Origin of the sequence: Novipirellula galeiformis, assembly GCF_007860095.1 — a bacterium.
Classification (GTDB): domain Bacteria; phylum Planctomycetota; class Planctomycetia; order Pirellulales; family Pirellulaceae; genus Novipirellula; species Novipirellula galeiformis.
This window is the reverse complement of the sequence record NZ_SJPT01000005.1, coordinates 415,151-432,010: the sequence shown is the minus strand read 5'-3', so window position 1 is coordinate 432,010 and position 16,860 is coordinate 415,151. Positions and strand designations below refer to the sequence as shown.

Sequence of the window (16,860 nt, the reverse complement as noted above, 5' to 3'; positions counted from 1 at the left end):
GCCCAAGATCATCCTTGGGGATGCGGTTCGCAATCTGCGACTCCGCTGTCACAGATAGCTTGGTGGTGCGTTCGCCTATGTCGTTCATTGCGGCTCGCGTTTGGCGACGATGGCTTTTAGAAACGCCTCGAGGTCCGCTTGCCGATAATAGCGATACCCGGTCACCGGATGCCGTGTCGGAACAAGTCGGCCCGATTTATCCCAATTCCGTAGCGTTTCGGTCGTCACGCTCAAGTACTCGGCCGCTTCGCCTACGCGAAGCATGCCGTCGAGCTTGCCCACCATTGATTTGACACCCATCGCACACCTTCCAAACCTTACAAACATTGAGACGGTCTCAAATTGAAGAGGGCGACGGAGGTTTCGTCAATTCCCCCTAAGCGTCTGAGGTCGAGCAACGAAGGATTCAAGACGCTGCGGCGACCTCGTTTCGACCCACCATTGGTGGGGGCGTTGGGGTCGATTGCGTTCTCGCGGAGCATTCGCTGCAAGCATTCTCGCCGCTGAACCTTTTCCCCTGCATAACGGACGTCGCCCACTTCCAAGGCGCCAAAATGGAAGTTCGAATTGGATCGCGGTGCGACGCGAGTTGCCCAGCGTTTTACGATGCAAGCCGTCGGGACGGCCTGGCGCCGCAAACGTGAGCGATTTCGCGGTGTTGCCCTTAGAGCGTGGCGAGATCGACGTTGCGCATGCGTGTGCCGTAATATTGCTTGTAGCGGACTTTGCGTTGGAGATCACGGATGATGGCGACGGTAAAGTCGACTCCGGTGAGTTGCTGGCTGCTGCCGAGTCCGCCGGGGCTGAACACATTGATTTCCATCAGTTTGTCGTCGACGATATCCAAACCAACCAAAAACATGCCATCTCGGACGAGTTTCGGGCGTACGATTTCGACTAATTCGAGCATCTTGTCGGTCACTTCGGCCGCTTCGCACTGGCCACCCGAATGCATGTTGCTGCGTGCGTCGCCGCTCTTGTTCACGCGACGAAAGGCTGCGTAGTGGTCTTGATAGAACAGCGGTCGGCCATTCATCACGAACAATCGCACATCGCCTTCGGCCGCCGCAGGCAAATATTCTTGGACGATGCAATAACCGTCGCGCAAAACCGCGTCGATCATTTGGTTCATGTTTGCCTTTTCATCCTCTTCGATCAGAAACACGCTCTGGCCACCAGAGCCTTGGAGCGGTTTGATCACGACTTTCCCTTTTTGGGATTCGATAAACGCCTTGATCTCCTTGGTGTCACGGCTAATGCATGTTTTAGGTCGCACTTGCTCCGGAAAGTGTTGGAAGTAGGTTTTGTTGATGGCGTTGGCTAAGTTCTCCGGATCGTTCAACACGATCACGCCACGGGCTGCGGCGAGTTGGGCGAACAGAATGCCGCTGGTCTGAGCCCATGAGCGTTCTGCGGCGTCCTCCGACGGGTCGTTCCGCAGCAGCAGTACGTCCAAGTCATCAAGCGACACCTTTAAACCGTTGGATTGTTTGTCCTTCAGTTCATTCAAAAAATCTTCCTGCGATTCATAGCCATCGCCGTTGACCGAACATGCGCACGCATGAATCGCTCCGTCCGGCGCATAGACGAAATCTCCCACCCCTAGGGTGTAGACTTTGTGCCCCATATTCACGGCGGTCATTGCTAACCGAGTGGTGGTGTAAACGGCTTGTTCTGTCATCAGATCATTGACCACAAATCCAATATTCATTCGTCGATTTCCAACAGGTTAAGGACCGATTTTCCGCGACAGGATTTGAGGCGGTTACGAATCCGTGTGTCGTTCCAAAAACGAGGCAGGATACGAGGCGGTGTGATGATTTCTCGCCGCCGCATCTCTTGAATGTAGGGCACATGTTGCAATCCGATTTTGCCGACATACAAAGGGTCGATCTCGTGTCCCGAATCCAAATAGTCCAGTAGATCTCGCAGCCCACGCAAGTAGATCAGGTCTTTGCTAAAACCCCCGCCACGGTAAACACGTAGCGCGGTCTTGAATGCCCGTGGTGGAGGGAATCGGTGTGTGTGGTGCAGTAAATCAAAGGTGGCCGCAAACGAATTTCCTTGGGCCATCGAATCGACGGCGAGCACGCGAGCGGCGAGGGTGCGGAGGCGACCGTGCGTCAAACCGCCACAAAGGTATTCCGCCAATACCGCCAAACCTTCCTGCAATTCCTCGTAGCCAGCTAGGCCTGCGTAGAGTTGTCGGAACGGTTGGCAGCGACCGTTGAAATACGTTAGCAAATGAGTGCCGATTTCATGATGCAGTAACGCTTCGACCCGCTGGGGCGAGATGCGGAGATTGCGATCGATCAGCAAGCGATCCTGAGACACCATGATCCCGGCGGCGATCGAGTCGGATACTTCGACCGTGGCACTGAACTCATTCATCTTGGTGTGGTAATAGTCGATTTCGTCGCGAGCTTGAGCGACAAGTTCGGTCGCCGAGATGCAGTCGGCTTCTTCTCCAATTTCTGTTTGTTCGGCTGCTGATGTGATCTTCTCGGAACGCGCTGGGAGAGTGGCGATCGTGTGGAGGATGGTGTCGGCCAGTTCGACGAGCGAGTCTTCCGGGCGACCATACAATTGCAAACTGGTCGTCAAGAAATTCGATGGTTGAACATGAGCTGTGGTGAGCGCTGGCATGCTCAGGTCACGCAACGCTGTTAATTGTCGATCGATCTCGTCTTGTTTCTCCGAAAAGAGATAAGCCAATGTGGCATCTTCGACTCGTTCAATCTCGATCTCAAATAATTGGCGTTTGAGTCGATTGGGGTGATAGGGTAGCGGGCGGTATCGAAGCGGCGCCAACTCGCGATAGCCGCTCGCTTGGAACTGTTCCCACAGCTCATCGGTGTTCGTGGGAGTGACTTGCAATAGAAAGTCAAATGACTCTGAAACCTCACAGAGTTGTTGGTCGATCAAGCGGCATGTTTTTACCAACGAAGAGGGGCCGAAGGTTTCGTAATGGAGCTTTCGGGTTTTGTTTTTGGTACCCGTGAATTCGGCGATCGCTTTTCGAAACGCAGTAGCCAATTGCCGCCGCAAGATCTGTAAAACCATCGGGTAAACCGATCCCGATTTGCGGTCGCGATAGATCGGGTTGACCGCCAATCCGATCGTGCAGCACCCCGCAGACGCATTTTCCAAGTCGGTCGGGACAATGGGGGCGGTCCCAAACGGTGCAACGCTCGCTGCGTACCGTGAGCTGACGAGAGACGGATGACCGTAGACGGTGATCTCGGACAAGGCACGCTGCAGTACCTCGAGTGTTGAGGGCAACGAGTCGAGCTCCGGGGTGACGATTTCAAACGCCGGGCGCGAGTTCAGGTCGCTTTCACGCTCGTCCATCGACCACACCTCGATCAACAGGAACGTACCAAAGTGTTCTTGCATCGCGGTATAGATCGCGGCAAACAACTTTGACAAACCCGGATGGTATTGGGGCGCGGCCGACGCAAATAGGTAAGCGGCTTCGGTGGTCACCAACTCGCGTGTACCCTTGTCATCGCGGTCGATGGGCGAGCGATAAACGCACAGAAACGGAAGCTGGCGATCGAACTTCAACCGACCCTCGCCTGGCAACGTTCGGCGAACGCGTTCGTTCTTTGCCAACCGAGCGCATGCCGCAGCGGCGATCTTCGCAAATTTAGTTTCCGCCGATGGGCTCTCGCTGGCGGTTTGCCCGTTGGGAGTGTTCACAATCGTTCCAGTGCAGCTTCGACTGCCGGTACGGTGGACTCCAACGCCTCGTAAATGCACTCCACTTCGTACGGGTCAGGATCACCTTGCCATTCGTCCATAAAGAACTTTTTGAATTCGATCGCGATCGAACCGACTTGCTTGGGAAACGTGGTGTGAATCCACTCCCCGAAGTATCCACCCCGAAACTTCACGTTCTCGCGAACGTCCAAACGGCGACCGTGGAAGTCGTAGCCGCGCAGGGCAGCGATAAAACCATCGACCACGGGAGCCCAGAATTCGCGATCCATTGTCCCGGTGCCAATGTTGACCTCAGGGTTGGCGTGGGGATCGGCCGGCGGGGCATCCACGCCGTCGCGACGATGGTTGTAGGTGTGCAAGTCGTAGACGACGACACGCCCGTGTTGAGCGACCTTCTCTCGCAACAACGCTTCCACATCGGCATAGAATTGGTCGTACTCACGAAGCGATGCTTCCATCATCTTGGGATCGGGCGGGGTGTCCCAGACTTTCATGCCCCAAGCATCAGCCGGTCTCTGGTAGACCGCTTTGTCACGCGGTCGGTTCAGGTCGACTTCGAAGCGAGAACGCAAACCGACGATCTGAGTTTTGGCAATCTGAGTCCATTCGCCCGTGATCGGATCTTCCTCTCGACGTTGCTCGTCTTCGTCGATCGCCAAACGTCGCTCGATGCTGCGACGCGTGTCGTGCCCATTATGAATCGCCGCCGCAATGATCGGCCCCGCGCCCCGTTGAAAGATGCAGTGAGGTGTGATTGCCACGATTTCAAATTCCTAAAAACGAAGCGGTTGAAGAAGACACGATGCAGCGGTGGTGAGAGATCGAGTGGGAGCCGATGCCACCACGTTGCCTAGTGAGAGCCTCGTGAGAGCCTAGTGAGATGCATTGGCAAATCGTGTACCGCACGGGCGATCAGGTACCACACCGGTGATCAGGTACCGCACGGGCGATCGTGTGGCACACCGGCGGAAGCACCTTTGGATGAACGTTGCTCCGGTGGCGAAATGCACGATGCAGCGAGAAGGCGAAAACGCGAGAAGGCGAGAGGTTAGTTGGCGGAGCGTGGTGAACACGTGCGGCTGTGAGGGCGCGTTCCACAGTGAAAGCACGCGAGAAGCAGGAGGCGAGACGTCGCCGCTCAAGTGCTCCGATTCGGTGCCCTCTTACCGCTCGGATCCCGCAGAGCGTCCCCCCGCGAGCGGACGCTTGTCGTTCGAGCAGTTTGAGCGATTTGCGGTCAAGTTCAGGGGGAGCTGGCGTCCTTTGTCGCCCCAAATACCGAGCGGCACACGGTTTGCTTTTTCGTTTTTGTGAGCGCGGCGAGAGTGTCGTGCTCATCCTAACACGACATTTTAAACCACCCTATGATCGATTGGAGTTAGTCATGAGTCTTGAAACAAAGCACAAGCTTAGCGAAACCACGCTGACCAAACTGCAGAAGCTAATCCGCGCGAACATTGACGCTTACGATGGATTTCGCGAGTCGGCCGAAGAGGTTGATGACGCCGCGCTCTCTACCCTGTTTCGTGAGATCGCCAACGAAAGGTCTGCACTGGCCACCGAGTTGCAAAACTACGTCGAGTGGAACGGCGCTGAAGCCGAAGACGACGGTTCGGCCACTGCCGGTGTCCACCGCGCTTGGATCAACGTCCGTAGCAAGCTCAACGGAGGTGATCCGTATGTCATTCTGATTGAAGCCGAGCGAGGCGAAGATCACATCAAAGCGGCCTATGAGGACGTGTTGAAGGAGACGGCCGGTAGTGCGATGAACGACGTCTTGATCTCGCAGTACGCGGTGGTGAAAGCAGGGCACGACAAGGTGCGTGATTTGCGAGATTCGTACAAGAATCAATAGTCCCGCCGATGTCGTTGACGCCCAAGGGAAGGCGGGGGCGATAGCACGTCACTGGGGCCTCGCGACGGCGTAGTGAGGTTGTTGCTTTGCGGCCTTTGGACTGTGGAGCGATAGCCGTAATGAAGCACGGAATTAGGCACTGTGATGGCTCATTCGCGCGAGCGCAAAGACGTCGCTTTGCAACATGGCGATAGCATGTCCACGATGGTGGTAATCATCTTCACGTGGTCACGCCGCCGTCATTGCGACACGGGACCCAGTGTGCACCGGCCCTAGCAAGCAATCTTTGATTGGGGCCCTTCGGTTTCGTCATCGTCATCGTCATCGTCATCGTCATCGTCATTGGGGGTGTGCTGTTGTTGAGTGGGCTGATTGTGGTTCCTGTTGGATCGTTGAGCCCCATTCTTGAATCTCTCCATTTTCCGTTTCTCTGACTCGTTTTCTCGTTTGCGAACAAAGGATTCTCATGAACGCCGTTGATGATGCCCTCCGTCTTTTTCTGCTAGCCGTCACACTCGTTGTGGGATTCTTCGTTGCTGGTTGCGACCACAAGGAGACATTGCTCGATGTCGATGCACCCAATGGTGGTGTTGAGGTCGAACGCTCGACCGACACGGGCGAGATCACCGTCGACGTCGACAGGGAATAACGCTTTCTACGATCGGGGGCCTGATTTGCAATCGATTGAATTCGATTGGCCCAGAAAGTGCTTCTCATTTTTAAAGCGGTTCGCCCCGTGGGGCGATTCATTTTGGCTTACCTAACACAGAGGAACAGAACAATGAATTGGGACCAAATTCAAGGCAAGTGGAAACAAGTCAAGGGACAAGCACAACAGAAATGGGGTGACTTGACCGAGGACGATCTCGATGTCATCGATGGCAAACGCGAAGAACTTGTAGGGAAAGTTCAAGAGCGTTATGGGATCGCCAAGGACGAGGCGGAGCGACAAGTCCATGACTTTGAATCGTCGTGCCGTTGATCAGGCTCTAAGGCGGACGTATTGCAGTGGCGCTATTGCCGTTGTCCTTGATAAGTGCTGACCCGGCGTGTCAGTGAGGGATCGAGTCAAACGCGATTTTCCCTCGCGTCACGGCGGGTGATGAGAACGGCGATCGATGAACGGCGATCGATGAACGGTGTGCAGCTTCAGATTCAAAAAGTGGGCGTTGCGCTTTCCCCGCCGGCGCGGTCGAAAAGACTGGAACACGGATGGCAAAGCAGAGGATGCAATGAAAGACAAAGGAGTGGTGGGGTGAATCTCACTGCGGACGAAATTCGGCCGAGTTGGCGTTCAACCAATCGTGGGCGGATTAACACCGAGGCAACCATGATGAGCGCAGAGGTAGACAACACGGTTGATGCCGGGCCAGTCGCCCGCAGGGGCGGATTGATTTCGATCCGCGTGTGCGCGTTCATGTTGGTGCTTTACGCCCTCTATTTTGCCCGCAGTTTGGCGGTCCCGATTGTCACCGCCATGGTTGTGTACTTGGTGCTGCGGCCGATCGTCCGGCACGGCAGCCGGATCGGTATCCCGCCTTCGATCGGGGCCATCGGTACGATGCTGGGGATACTCGTGTTGCTCGGTCTGGGCACCTACCTTGTGATTCAGCCCGCTCAGGAGATCATCGCCGACACGCCGCGTCATTTAGTGGTAGTGAAGGAAAAATTGTCGTTCATCACCGAGAGATTGAGAGCGGTGGACGCGGCGACCGAAGAGTTGGCTGAAACAGCAGAGGCCGAGGAAGTCGGTGTCGCTGAGGAAGAGACGCCCGTGCCGGTTGAAATCAAGCAAGCCAATTGGGCGAGCAATCTGTCGTACCTCAGTGGCACGGGCAATATCGTCTCGTTTCTAACGATCTGTGGCGCGCTGCTCTATTTTTTGTTGGCAACCGGTGATGACTTGTTGCGCAGCATTATGCGGACGCTGCCTAGTTTCACTGCGCGCCGTCGTTTGATCGAGGTGATTCAAAATGTACAGGAAGGCTTAGGCAGCTACCTTGCTCAAGTTTCGGTAATCAACGCGGGGTTGGGGGTTGCGGTCGGCACCGCGATGGGGTTGCTGGGGATGCCCTCGCCGATCGTTTGGGGCGTGATGGCGTTCGCATTCAATTTCATTCCGATGATCGGGGCCGTTGCTGGAGCGTGCATTATCTTTGTCACCGCGCTGGTCAACTTTGAAGCAACGTATTATGCGTTTGTCGTTACTGGCACCTTCTTGACGTTGACTTCGATCGAAGGGCAATTCCTTACACCTGCGATCTTAGGAAGGTCGATGAGCATGAGTCCTGTGCTCGTGTTTTTGTCGATCGTGATCTGGGGATGGATGTGGGGATTGATGGGGGTGTTTTTGTCGATTCCGATCCTGATTGCGATGCGTATGGCTTGTGAAGGCTTCGAGGGATTGACGCCGTTGGCGACGATCTTAGGGGCTGAGAGTACGGACCATGAACCGCAAACCAACAAAGCTGCTGAGACTCAAACCGAAAAGTGTGTTGTCGAAGTGTCGACTGAAGTCGTTTCTTTTAACGGTCCATCCACGACCTAAACTATTGCGAGATAAAAACATGAACGAAACCAATCCTGAAATTGAAGCCAGTTTGGACGCCCTTGCGACGCTGTGTTGCGAATCGTTAAGTGGTACGGCGGATCCCGCAGTCGATCGCAGCGAACGTTTGTTAAAGACGTTGCTGATGAGTGGCTATGTGGGGAAGAAGAAAGCCTCGTTTCAAGTCGACTTAGAGACTCGAGTGAAGGCGAAGTGCCGTGATTGTGCGATGCATCGTGGGGGTGCGTTGTCGTCGATGTCGGAAAAACTAGCAAAACAGTTTGCCGACCTGGCACGTTGGGAGTCCAAAAATCCTAGCGACACGTCACCATCGAAAGCCGCCAACATCAGCTCCGCGACCGACGCCTAGATCAAACGATTGCTGCGATTGCGGTTTCATCGGACGCCGCACGTCGTGCGTTTGGAATGGTCGTTTCCCGGATCTGCGGGCAATTTCAATCCAATATTGCTAGCGCGGGCAGCGTTATACTATGAACAGTCACGCACGTAGGTGACGGTTCTGTAATCCCCCTCGGAGCAATCGCGATGTCTAGCCACATTTACAAAAAGATCGAGCTGACCGGTACTTCACCATCGTCCATTGAAGACGCTGTGAAAAACGCGATCGAGCGAGCCGCGAAGACCTTGAAGGATCTCCGCTGGTTCGAGATCGTCGAGACACGCGGCGATATTGTCGACGGCAAGGTCGCCCATTGGCAAGTCACGATCAAGGTTGGGTTCACGCTCAACGATTGACAACGATCGCGACTGCGTGCGTGAAGCTCGAAATGGGAAATGTGCTGTAGCGCACCACTACTTTTTTACGAAAACGAAAGCGAATTTCAATGTCACACCAACAAGTAACCGACGCTTTAAACGAGCAACTTTGCTGCGAATTGTCTTCTTGGTATTCGTACCTCGCGATGAGTGCTTGGTGCTCGCGCGAACAACTCAGCGGTTGTGCCGGTTGGCTCCGCGCACAAGCCCAAGAGGAATACACCCATGCGATGAAAATCTATGATTTCTTGCTCGCTCGTAATGTTGGAGTGACGCTCACACAAGTCGATCCCCCGCGTGAAAACTTTGCCTCGATCGTCGAAATCTTTGATTGGGCGTTGCAGCAAGAGAAAGAGAACACGCAACGGATCGATGCCCTGTTTCAACTCGCGATGGACCAGAAAGCCTTTGCCTCGTTGGTCGAGTTGCAGTGGTTCATTACCGAGCAGGTGGAAGAGGAGCAATCGGCGCGAGCGAATTTGACCCGTATCAAGATGGTGGCCGAGGACCCTGCGGCGATCCTCGATTTTGACAATACGCTCGCCGAACGCAGTCTGCCGCTCAACGTCACCGCCCACTAGTTCGGCCATTGGCATCGCAACAACCCGAAATGACTCCACCGCTTATTTGACAAAGCGGTACGGTTTGTGGAGGGATGCAGGAAATCAAAATCTAACCCGAAGCGAGGGTTTTGAAGTTGCGTTATTCGATAGGGTGCGGGCTGCGATAGGTTGTGGGCTGAAGGTCTAGCAATTTGCCTAGCCCGTGGGGTTTGGTCAGCTAAACTTCCGCAGCTTTGCCCGGAAATACAAACGCGCAACCTCAAAGCGCGTACGCATCGAGTACATTGAATTCGTCTCAATGCAGCCATCGGAGCGGTGGCGAGCCAAGGGGGAGTGAATTCAATGCAGCGGCGAGCGTTCACGGTAGCGGGGATCGTCCAGGGAGTTGGCTTCCGGCCGTTTGTCTATACGCTCGCTTCGCAATTGCAGTTGGCTGGGTTGGTGCAAAATCGATCCGGCGAGGTGTGGATCGAGGTGGAGGGCCGCGACGCGGACCTCGACCGGTTCACGGCATGTTTGCGTTCACAGGCCCCGACGTTGTCGCGGATCGATACCCTTTCTTGGCGTTCGATTCCGGCACAGCATGATTCTCGCTTTCGGATCATTGCGAGTGAGGACGCTTCGTCGACCCAGGTTTTTGTCTCACCGGACGTGGCGACCTGTGTGGATTGCCGACGCGAATTGTTTGATCCCTCGGACCGCCGCTATCGCTATCCATTTTTGAACTGCACTCATTGTGGTCCGCGGCTGACGATCATTCATCGTGCGCCGTATGATCGCGTCAATACAACGATGGCCACGTTTGCAATGTGCTCGGCCTGTCGCGCCGAGTATGACGATCCAAGGGATCGGCGTTTTCACGCTCAACCGATCGCGTGTCCGGACTGTGGACCTCGATTGCAGTTGCTCGATGGACAGGGAGTGCCGATGGAATCCGCCGATCCATTGGCTGCGTTTGTTGTAGCGATCGGGCGTGGCAAGATTGGAGTGATGAAAGGGATCGGAGGCTATCATCTGGTTTGCGATGCAACCAATGACGCTGCAGTGATCGCACTGCGTCAACGTAAACATCGCGATGAAAAACCGTTTGCCGTGATGGTTCGTGATGTCGATGCAGCGGCGCAGCGGTGTGTGCTCGACGATGCCGAACGGGAACTTCTCTGCTCGCCGAGGCGGCCCATCGTTTTATTGCGCAAGCGAGCGGGTGAGGCATCAACCAAGGATACAATCGCGCCTGGCAATCCATTCCTTGGGGTGATGTTGCCCTACACACCGCTGCATGAGTTATTGTTGGATGGGGTCGGCGACAAGCCCTTGGTGATGACCAGCGGTAATCGCAGCGATGAACCGATCGCGTATGATGACCGCGACGCGGCCGAGCGATTGAGCGGGATCGCGGATGTTTTTCTGGTGCACAATCGCCCGATTCGCGTGCGTTGCGATGATTCGGTGACCCGTGTGATCGCAGGACGAGAATCGCCGGTGCGTCGTTCGCGAGGCGATGCACCGATGCCGATCAAACTGCCGATGGCATGCTCCCTGCCGTGTCTTGCGGTCGGCGGTCAATTGAAAAATGTCTTTGCATTAGCGAGCGGACGCAATGCCTTTTTGAGTCATCACATGGGAGACCTCGATCACTTGGCGGCCTTGGAGTCATTCCAGCGAGACATTGAACTGTACGAGTCGATGTTCGGGATTCATCCTCGCTGTATGGTTCATGATCTGCACCCTGATTACGCATCAACGACCTATGCACTCGCGCGTGCGGAGCGAGAGACGATACCGACGTTGGCGGTTCAGCATCATCACGCCCATTTGGCGAGTTGTATGGCCGAACATCAACTCCAAGGTGAGGTGATTGGAGTCATTTTTGATGGCAGCGGCTATGGCACGGACGGAACGATTTGGGGAGGAGAGTTTTTGGTTGGCGGTTACGAATCATTTCAGCGCGTGGCCCATTTGCGTCCGGTGCGACTTCCCGGTGGTGACCAAGCGACGAAAGAACCGTGGCGGATGGCGCTAAGTTATTTGAGTGATGCGGGATGTGACGTGGAGCAATGGAGTGCGGGCGTCGCTGAGTTTTTTCAAGACTCGAATCCTGAAACACAACGAGGTCGAGGTTTCGCGACGCCGGTTTCTCCCGCGGCGATTCGTGTCGTGCGGCAAATGATCGATCGGGGCGTCCGTTCGCCATGGACATCCAGCGCCGGACGACTCTTTGATGCCGTTGCCGCAATCGCGGGAGTTCGCCAACGGGTCAGCTTTGAAGGCCAAGCGGCGATCGATCTTGAGTCGCTTGCAACCCAGCGAGACTCAGACGAATGCTACTGCGTCGCACCATGCTTCGTGCGCGATGGTGAAGCAGGTTCGCGATGGGGCGTGGATACGCGTCCCTTGATCCGCGGTGTTCATCGCGACCAGCAAAACAACGTCGAAGTCGCCACGATTGCCCGTCGTTTCCACAACACATTGGCAACCATGGTCGGGCAAGTTTGCGGCCAAATTGCCGCTGTCGTTGGGCTCGATCGGGTTGTGCTCAGTGGCGGTGTGTTTGGCAACAGCTTGTTCCGCAGTTTGGTAACACAACAGCTCGAAAAGCAAGGGCTTCGGCACTTTGTCCACCACCAAGTTCCTGCGAACGATGGGGGTTTGAGTCTCGGCCAACTTGCCATTGCGGCACGCCTTTTGCAGACCGACGCGCGCCGTTGACGGTCCCTTTCATCGACGTTTTCGCACTCGGTGACAAAGCCTTGAAAATCGGAGAAATCGAAATTTAACAGTATCCAGTGGTTGCGTTAGCGTGATACGTTAGGTGGATGCTGCATCCTCCATGTTCTTCAAAAAGCGAGTGAGTCGATGTGTCTTGGTATCCCCGGAAGGGTGACTGAAACGTTCCTCCAGCACGAGGTGTTGATGGGGAAAGTCGACTTCGGTGGAGTTTCGAAGCAGGTCTGTTTGAACCTGACTCCCGAGGTCGAAGTCGGCCAGTACGTGATCGTGCATGTCGGGTTTGCGTTGCAAGTAATCGACGAAGCAGAAGCGGAGAAGGTTTTCGAGTTTCTGCGGAATATGGACGATCTTGAAGAGCTAGACACAGATCAATCGGACTCGAAATTGGAGTCAACGCTGTGAAGTTTCAAGAGGAGTACCGAGACGCGGGGGCGGCCAAGAAGTTGCAACAAGCGATCGCGGATGTGGCGACGCGGGACTGGACGATCATGGAGGTTTGTGGCGGCCAAACGCACACGATTGTGCGTTATGGGATCGACGAACTGTTGCCCAAGAACGTGGAACTGGTCCATGGGCCGGGGTGTCCCGTTTGTGTGACTCCGTTGGAATTGATCGACAAGGCGCTTGAGATTGCATCGCGTGACGATGTGATCTTTTGTTCATTTGGCGATATGTTGCGTGTTCCCGGCAGTCACCGCGATTTATTTGACGTCAAAGCCTGTGGCGGCGATGTGCGGATTGTTTACTCGCCATTGGATTGCTTGCAAATCGCTGAACAAAACCGCGGTCAAACGGTGGTTTTCTTCGCTGTCGGGTTTGAGACGACGGCGCCCGCCAACGCGATGGCGGTCTGGCAAGCCAAGAAGCGAAACATTGAAAACTTTGCCGTGCTCGTTTCCCACGTCTTGGTGCCGCCAGCGATCGAAGCGATTCTGTCATCACCGACCAATCGCGTGCAAGGATTTTTGGGCGCGGGACATGTCTGTTCGGTGATGGGGTACGAAGAGTACGAACCGTTGGCCGATCGCTTTCAAATTCCAATCGTGGTGACGGGGTTCGAGCCGGTCGATTTGTTGGAAGGGATCTATCGCTGTGTGCGAATGTTGGAACAAGGGGAAGTCGGAGTCGACAATCAATACGCCCGTGCGGTCCAACGCGAAGGAAGTCGGTCGGCGCAGGGGCTGATTGAAGAGGTATTTGACATTACCGATCGCAAGTGGCGCGGCATCGGCACGATTCCCAAGAGCGGCTATCGCTTGCGTGATGAGTACCAGGGCTTCGACGCGGAGCAGCGATTCGAGGTTAGCGACATGGAGGTCCAGGAATCCAGCCAATGTATCAGTGGCATGATTTTGCAAGGCATTCATAAACCGCACCAGTGTCCGGCGTTTGGAAAAGAGTGCACGCCCGAGCATCCCTTGGGGGCGACGATGGTTTCGTCCGAAGGCGCCTGTGCGGCGTACTACAACTACGGCCGTTTTCTTCACGCTCAAGACGAGTCAAGCCAACTTCACAACATTCCTATACCCGCCGATTGAGCCGACATGACGCACGTCGCCGACTTTGACCGCATGACATGCCCGACACCTCGAAACCAATACGAGCGTGTGCTGCTGGGACATGGTAGCGGCGGTAAATTGAGCGCGGATTTGATCCAGCGTGTCTTCTTGGCCGAGTTGGGTAACGATGTGCTTTTGGCGCTAGAGGATTCCGCGACCCTCGATCTTGGGTCGCCCGACGCGGCGTCTGGCCAGCACCGCGGCGGGCCTCGAATCGCCTTCACCACCGACTCCTTTGTCGTCAAACCGCTGTTCTTTCCTGGCGGGGACATCGGCAAATTGGCCGTGCACGGGACGGTCAACGATTTAGCCGTCTCGGGCGCGACGCCGCGGTTCCTTTCCGCTGCATTCATTTTGGAAGAAGGGTTCTCGATCGAGTCGCTGCGGCGAATCGTGGTGTCGATGCGTGAGGCATGCGTCGAAGCTGGGGTGACCTTGGTGACCGGCGACACAAAGGTGGTCGATCGGGGCAAAGGGGATGAGGTATTCATCACGACGACCGGGATCGGAGTGCATGAGGTCAATCACCATTTGTCGATCCATCATGCCCGTCCTGGAGATCGCATCATCGTTTCAGGTACGATCGGCGATCACGGGATGACGATCATGTCGACTCGCGAGGGGATCGAATTTGAGACGGCATTGCAGAGTGACACCGCGGCGCTAAATGGTTTGACGCGAGCGATGCTCGAGGCTTGTCCATCGATTCGCGTGATGCGTGATCCAACACGTGGTGGCGTCTCGAGCACGTTGAATGAATTGGCGGCGGCATCCGAAGTCGGGGTGGCGTTAGACGAGTCTGCGATTCCGCTGCGCCCGGAGGTGCATTCGGCATGCGAGATGCTCGGTTTGGATCCGATGTACGTCGCTAATGAAGGAAAATTGATTGTGGTGGTCCCCGAACCTGATTGCCAATCTCTGTTGCAGGTGATGAAACAACATCCTTTGGGGCGTGACGCTGCGGTGATTGGGCATGTCGTTGCCGATCACCCCGGCATGGTCGTGATGCGCAGTTTGATCGGAGGCCAACGTGTGGTGACGATGTTGGCGGGTGAGCAATTGCCGAGGATTTGTTGATGAATCCATCTCGCCTACCAACGTTGCGCAACCATTGCCGCGAAAGGAGTGGCAACCATGGGCAAAGAACGATCCGAAACGGACTTGAACTCCGAGGATGCGTCGGAGCACGAAACGGAGCCGAAGAAGCCGTCTCAGCAGATCATGCGTCACGAATTGAAGGAGGCGTTGGCGGCCTTCCAACGCTCCTCCGTTCGGCTGTTCTTTTCCGGTTTGTCGGCGGGACTCGAAATTGGATTCAGTCTGTTTTTGATGGCGGTGATGCAGACGTTGCTGCAAGACGATTTGCCCAAGTCCGTGGTCGATTTGCTGGTCGCGAACATGTATGCGTTCGGCTTCCTGTTGGTCATTTTAGGCCGCTCCGAATTGTTCACCGAACAAACCAGTTTGGCGGTGTTGCCGGTGCTCAGCGGCCAAGCGTCGCTGAGCGGGTTGTTGCGACTTTGGGCGATCGTCTACGTCGCCAATATTCTCGGGGCGGTTGCCTTCGCTGGAATGGTTGCTTATTTGGGGCCTGCGCTCGGGGTGATCGATCCAGTCGTCTTTACCGAGATTGCTCACAGCGTCGTTCATCATGCACCGCCGGTAATCTTGGTCAGCGGGATTTTGGCGGGCTGGTTGATGGGATTATTGTCGTGGTTGGTGGCTGCCGGTCGCGACACGATCAGCCAAATCGTGATCGTGTGGTTGGTCACCGCGACGATCGGGCTCGGTCATTTGCACCACAGCATTGTCGGCACCGTCGAAGTGCTTGCCGGAGTCTTTACCTCCCGCGAGACGACGGTTGCCGACTTCGGTTATTTCCTCTTCTGGACCACCTTGGGCAATGCCATCGGTGGCCCTGTTTTTCTAGCGTTATTGAAACACACTCACGCGCGACCCGACGATCCTACCGAGATGACTTCCGCACGCGTTCACCGTTAACCGTTTCTCAAGCGTCCTGCATAGGAGATCTGCGATGAAGACGATCCAAGCGCACCGGGAACCCGACGTGAAAGAGATCCATATCGTGTGGATGACCACCGGGCTGGGTTGTGATGGAGATTCCGTTTCGATCACCGCAGCGATGCAACCGAGTATCGAAGATGTGGTGCTCGGCGCGATCCCCGGCTTGCCGAAAGTCCATTTGCACAATCCCGTTTTGGCCTATGAAGTCGGTGACGATTTTATGAAGTGGTGGTACATGGCCGAGCGCGGCGAGCTCGACCCGTTTGTGTTGGTCGTCGAAGGCTCGATTCCCAACGAGAATCTGAGCGGTGAGGGGTATTGGGCCGCGATGGGGACCAATGAAGAGACCGGTCAACCGATCACGACGAACGAGTGGATCGATCGTCTCGCTCCCAAAGCGTTGGCGATCGTGGGCGCGGGCACGTGTGCGACCTATGGTGGCATCCACGCCATGCAAGGTAATCCGACCGGGTGTATGGGATTGGCCGACTATCTCGGCTGGGATTGGAAATCCAAAGCGGGGCTGCCGATCGTCAATGTTCCCGGTTGTCCGGTTCAGCCCGACAATTTTATGGAAACACTCTTGTACCTGCTCTACCAAGTTGCCGGCTTGGCACCCATGATTCCGCTGGACGACAAACTGCGACCGAAATGGCTGTTCGGCTCGACCGTGCACGAAGGTTGTGATCGCGGTGGTCACTATGAACAGGGCCGTTTCGCTAGCGAGTACGGTCAACCCGAATGTTTGGTCAAACTCGGCTGCTGGGGACCGGTCGTTAATTGCAACGTGCCCAAACGCGGTTGGATGGCCGGCATCGGCGGCTGTCCCAACGTCGGTGGAATTTGTATTGGTTGCACAATGCCTGGGTTCCCCGACAAATTCATGCCGTTCATGAATCCACCGCCCGGCAGTTACGTCTCGTCGGCCGGATCGATGGTCTACGGTGGCATCATCAAAGCGCTGCGAAATATCACTCAGCGAAAACTCAATAAAGAACCCCATTGGAGACACAACCGAAAGGAACTGACCACAGGCTACAAGCCTAAGCATTAAGCCCACGCGTCGCTTTGCGAAGTAAC

The 16,860-nt window shown here is 55.5% G+C and carries 17 protein-coding genes; 13 read left to right on the top strand and 4 right to left on the bottom strand.

Annotation, left to right across the window (positions count from 1 at the left end):
- Positions 1-84: 84 nt before the first annotated feature.
- The 4 genes from Pla52o_RS15540 to Pla52o_RS15525 all read right to left on the bottom strand — a co-directional run bounded on the left by Pla52o_RS15540 (position 85) and on the right by Pla52o_RS15525 (position 4,484).
- Complete coding sequence (locus tag Pla52o_RS15540) at positions 85-300, bottom strand: MerR family transcriptional regulator (RefSeq protein ID WP_231612386.1); 216 nt, start codon at positions 298-300, stop codon at positions 85-87.
- Positions 301-664: 364 nt separating this feature from the next.
- Positions 665-1,711 carry a glutathione synthetase gene (locus tag Pla52o_RS15535; RefSeq protein ID WP_146595510.1) on the bottom strand — a complete coding sequence of 349 codons (1,047 nt, stop codon included), beginning with the start codon at positions 1,709-1,711 and terminating at the stop codon, positions 665-667.
- Complete coding sequence (locus tag Pla52o_RS15530; protein ID WP_146595509.1) at positions 1,708-3,702, bottom strand: flavohemoglobin expression-modulating QEGLA motif protein; 1,995 nt, start codon at positions 3,700-3,702, stop codon at positions 1,708-1,710. The genes Pla52o_RS15535 and Pla52o_RS15530 overlap by 4 nt, the downstream gene beginning before the upstream one ends.
- The gene (locus tag Pla52o_RS15525; protein WP_231612385.1) at positions 3,699-4,484 is read right to left on the bottom strand and encodes an N-formylglutamate amidohydrolase; all 786 of its coding nucleotides are present in this window, start codon (positions 4,482-4,484) and stop codon (positions 3,699-3,701) included. The genes Pla52o_RS15530 and Pla52o_RS15525 overlap by 4 nt, the downstream gene beginning before the upstream one ends.
- 623 nt (positions 4,485-5,107) lie before the next feature.
- On the opposite strand from Pla52o_RS15525, the gene Pla52o_RS15520 reads away from it, so the two are divergent.
- The 13 genes from Pla52o_RS15520 (at position 5,108) to Pla52o_RS15460 (ending at position 16,834) form a co-directional block, all read left to right on the top strand.
- Positions 5,108-5,578, top strand: coding sequence for a PA2169 family four-helix-bundle protein (locus Pla52o_RS15520; protein ID WP_146595508.1), 471 nt, complete (start codon positions 5,108-5,110; stop codon positions 5,576-5,578).
- A 466-nt stretch (positions 5,579-6,044) separates the two neighbouring features.
- A complete protein-coding gene (locus Pla52o_RS15515) occupies positions 6,045-6,227 on the top strand; it encodes a hypothetical protein (RefSeq protein ID WP_146595507.1) in 183 nt (60 codons plus the stop codon).
- 132 nt (positions 6,228-6,359) lie between these two features.
- Positions 6,360-6,560, top strand: a complete 201-nt coding sequence (locus Pla52o_RS15510; protein WP_146595506.1) for a CsbD family protein — start codon at positions 6,360-6,362, stop codon at positions 6,558-6,560.
- 348 nt (positions 6,561-6,908) lie between these two features.
- Complete coding sequence (locus Pla52o_RS15505) at positions 6,909-8,126, top strand: AI-2E family transporter (RefSeq protein WP_146595505.1); 1,218 nt, start codon at positions 6,909-6,911, stop codon at positions 8,124-8,126.
- Between the two features lie 19 nt (positions 8,127-8,145).
- The gene (locus Pla52o_RS15500; RefSeq protein WP_146595504.1) at positions 8,146-8,496 is read left to right on the top strand and encodes a hypothetical protein; all 351 of its coding nucleotides are present in this window, start codon (positions 8,146-8,148) and stop codon (positions 8,494-8,496) included.
- Positions 8,497-8,672: 176 nt separating this feature from the next.
- Positions 8,673-8,882 (top strand): dodecin, encoded by a 210-nt coding sequence (locus tag Pla52o_RS15495; protein ID WP_146595503.1) that lies wholly within the window; start codon positions 8,673-8,675, stop codon positions 8,880-8,882.
- 89 nt (positions 8,883-8,971) lie between these two features.
- Complete coding sequence (locus Pla52o_RS15490) at positions 8,972-9,484, top strand: ferritin (protein WP_146595502.1); 513 nt, start codon at positions 8,972-8,974, stop codon at positions 9,482-9,484.
- A gap of 324 nt (positions 9,485-9,808) precedes the next feature.
- Positions 9,809-12,175, top strand: coding sequence for a carbamoyltransferase HypF (gene hypF / locus Pla52o_RS15485; protein ID WP_146595501.1), 2,367 nt, complete (start codon positions 9,809-9,811; stop codon positions 12,173-12,175).
- Positions 12,176-12,322: 147 nt separating this feature from the next.
- Positions 12,323-12,598 (top strand): HypC/HybG/HupF family hydrogenase formation chaperone, encoded by a 276-nt coding sequence (locus Pla52o_RS15480; protein WP_146595500.1) that lies wholly within the window; start codon positions 12,323-12,325, stop codon positions 12,596-12,598.
- The gene (gene hypD, locus Pla52o_RS15475) at positions 12,595-13,734 is read left to right on the top strand and encodes a hydrogenase formation protein HypD (protein WP_146595499.1); all 1,140 of its coding nucleotides are present in this window, start codon (positions 12,595-12,597) and stop codon (positions 13,732-13,734) included. The genes Pla52o_RS15480 and hypD overlap by 4 nt, the downstream gene beginning before the upstream one ends.
- Positions 13,735-13,740: 6 nt before the next feature.
- Positions 13,741-14,832, top strand: a complete 1,092-nt coding sequence (gene hypE, locus Pla52o_RS15470) for a hydrogenase expression/formation protein HypE (RefSeq protein ID WP_146595498.1) — start codon at positions 13,741-13,743, stop codon at positions 14,830-14,832.
- 57 nt (positions 14,833-14,889) lie between these two features.
- Positions 14,890-15,756, top strand: coding sequence for a formate/nitrite transporter family protein (locus Pla52o_RS15465; RefSeq protein ID WP_146595497.1), 867 nt, complete (start codon positions 14,890-14,892; stop codon positions 15,754-15,756).
- A 34-nt stretch (positions 15,757-15,790) separates the two neighbouring features.
- Positions 15,791-16,834, top strand: coding sequence for an NADH-quinone oxidoreductase subunit B family protein (locus Pla52o_RS15460; RefSeq protein ID WP_146595496.1), 1,044 nt, complete (start codon positions 15,791-15,793; stop codon positions 16,832-16,834).
- Positions 16,835-16,860 lie beyond the last annotated feature (26 nt).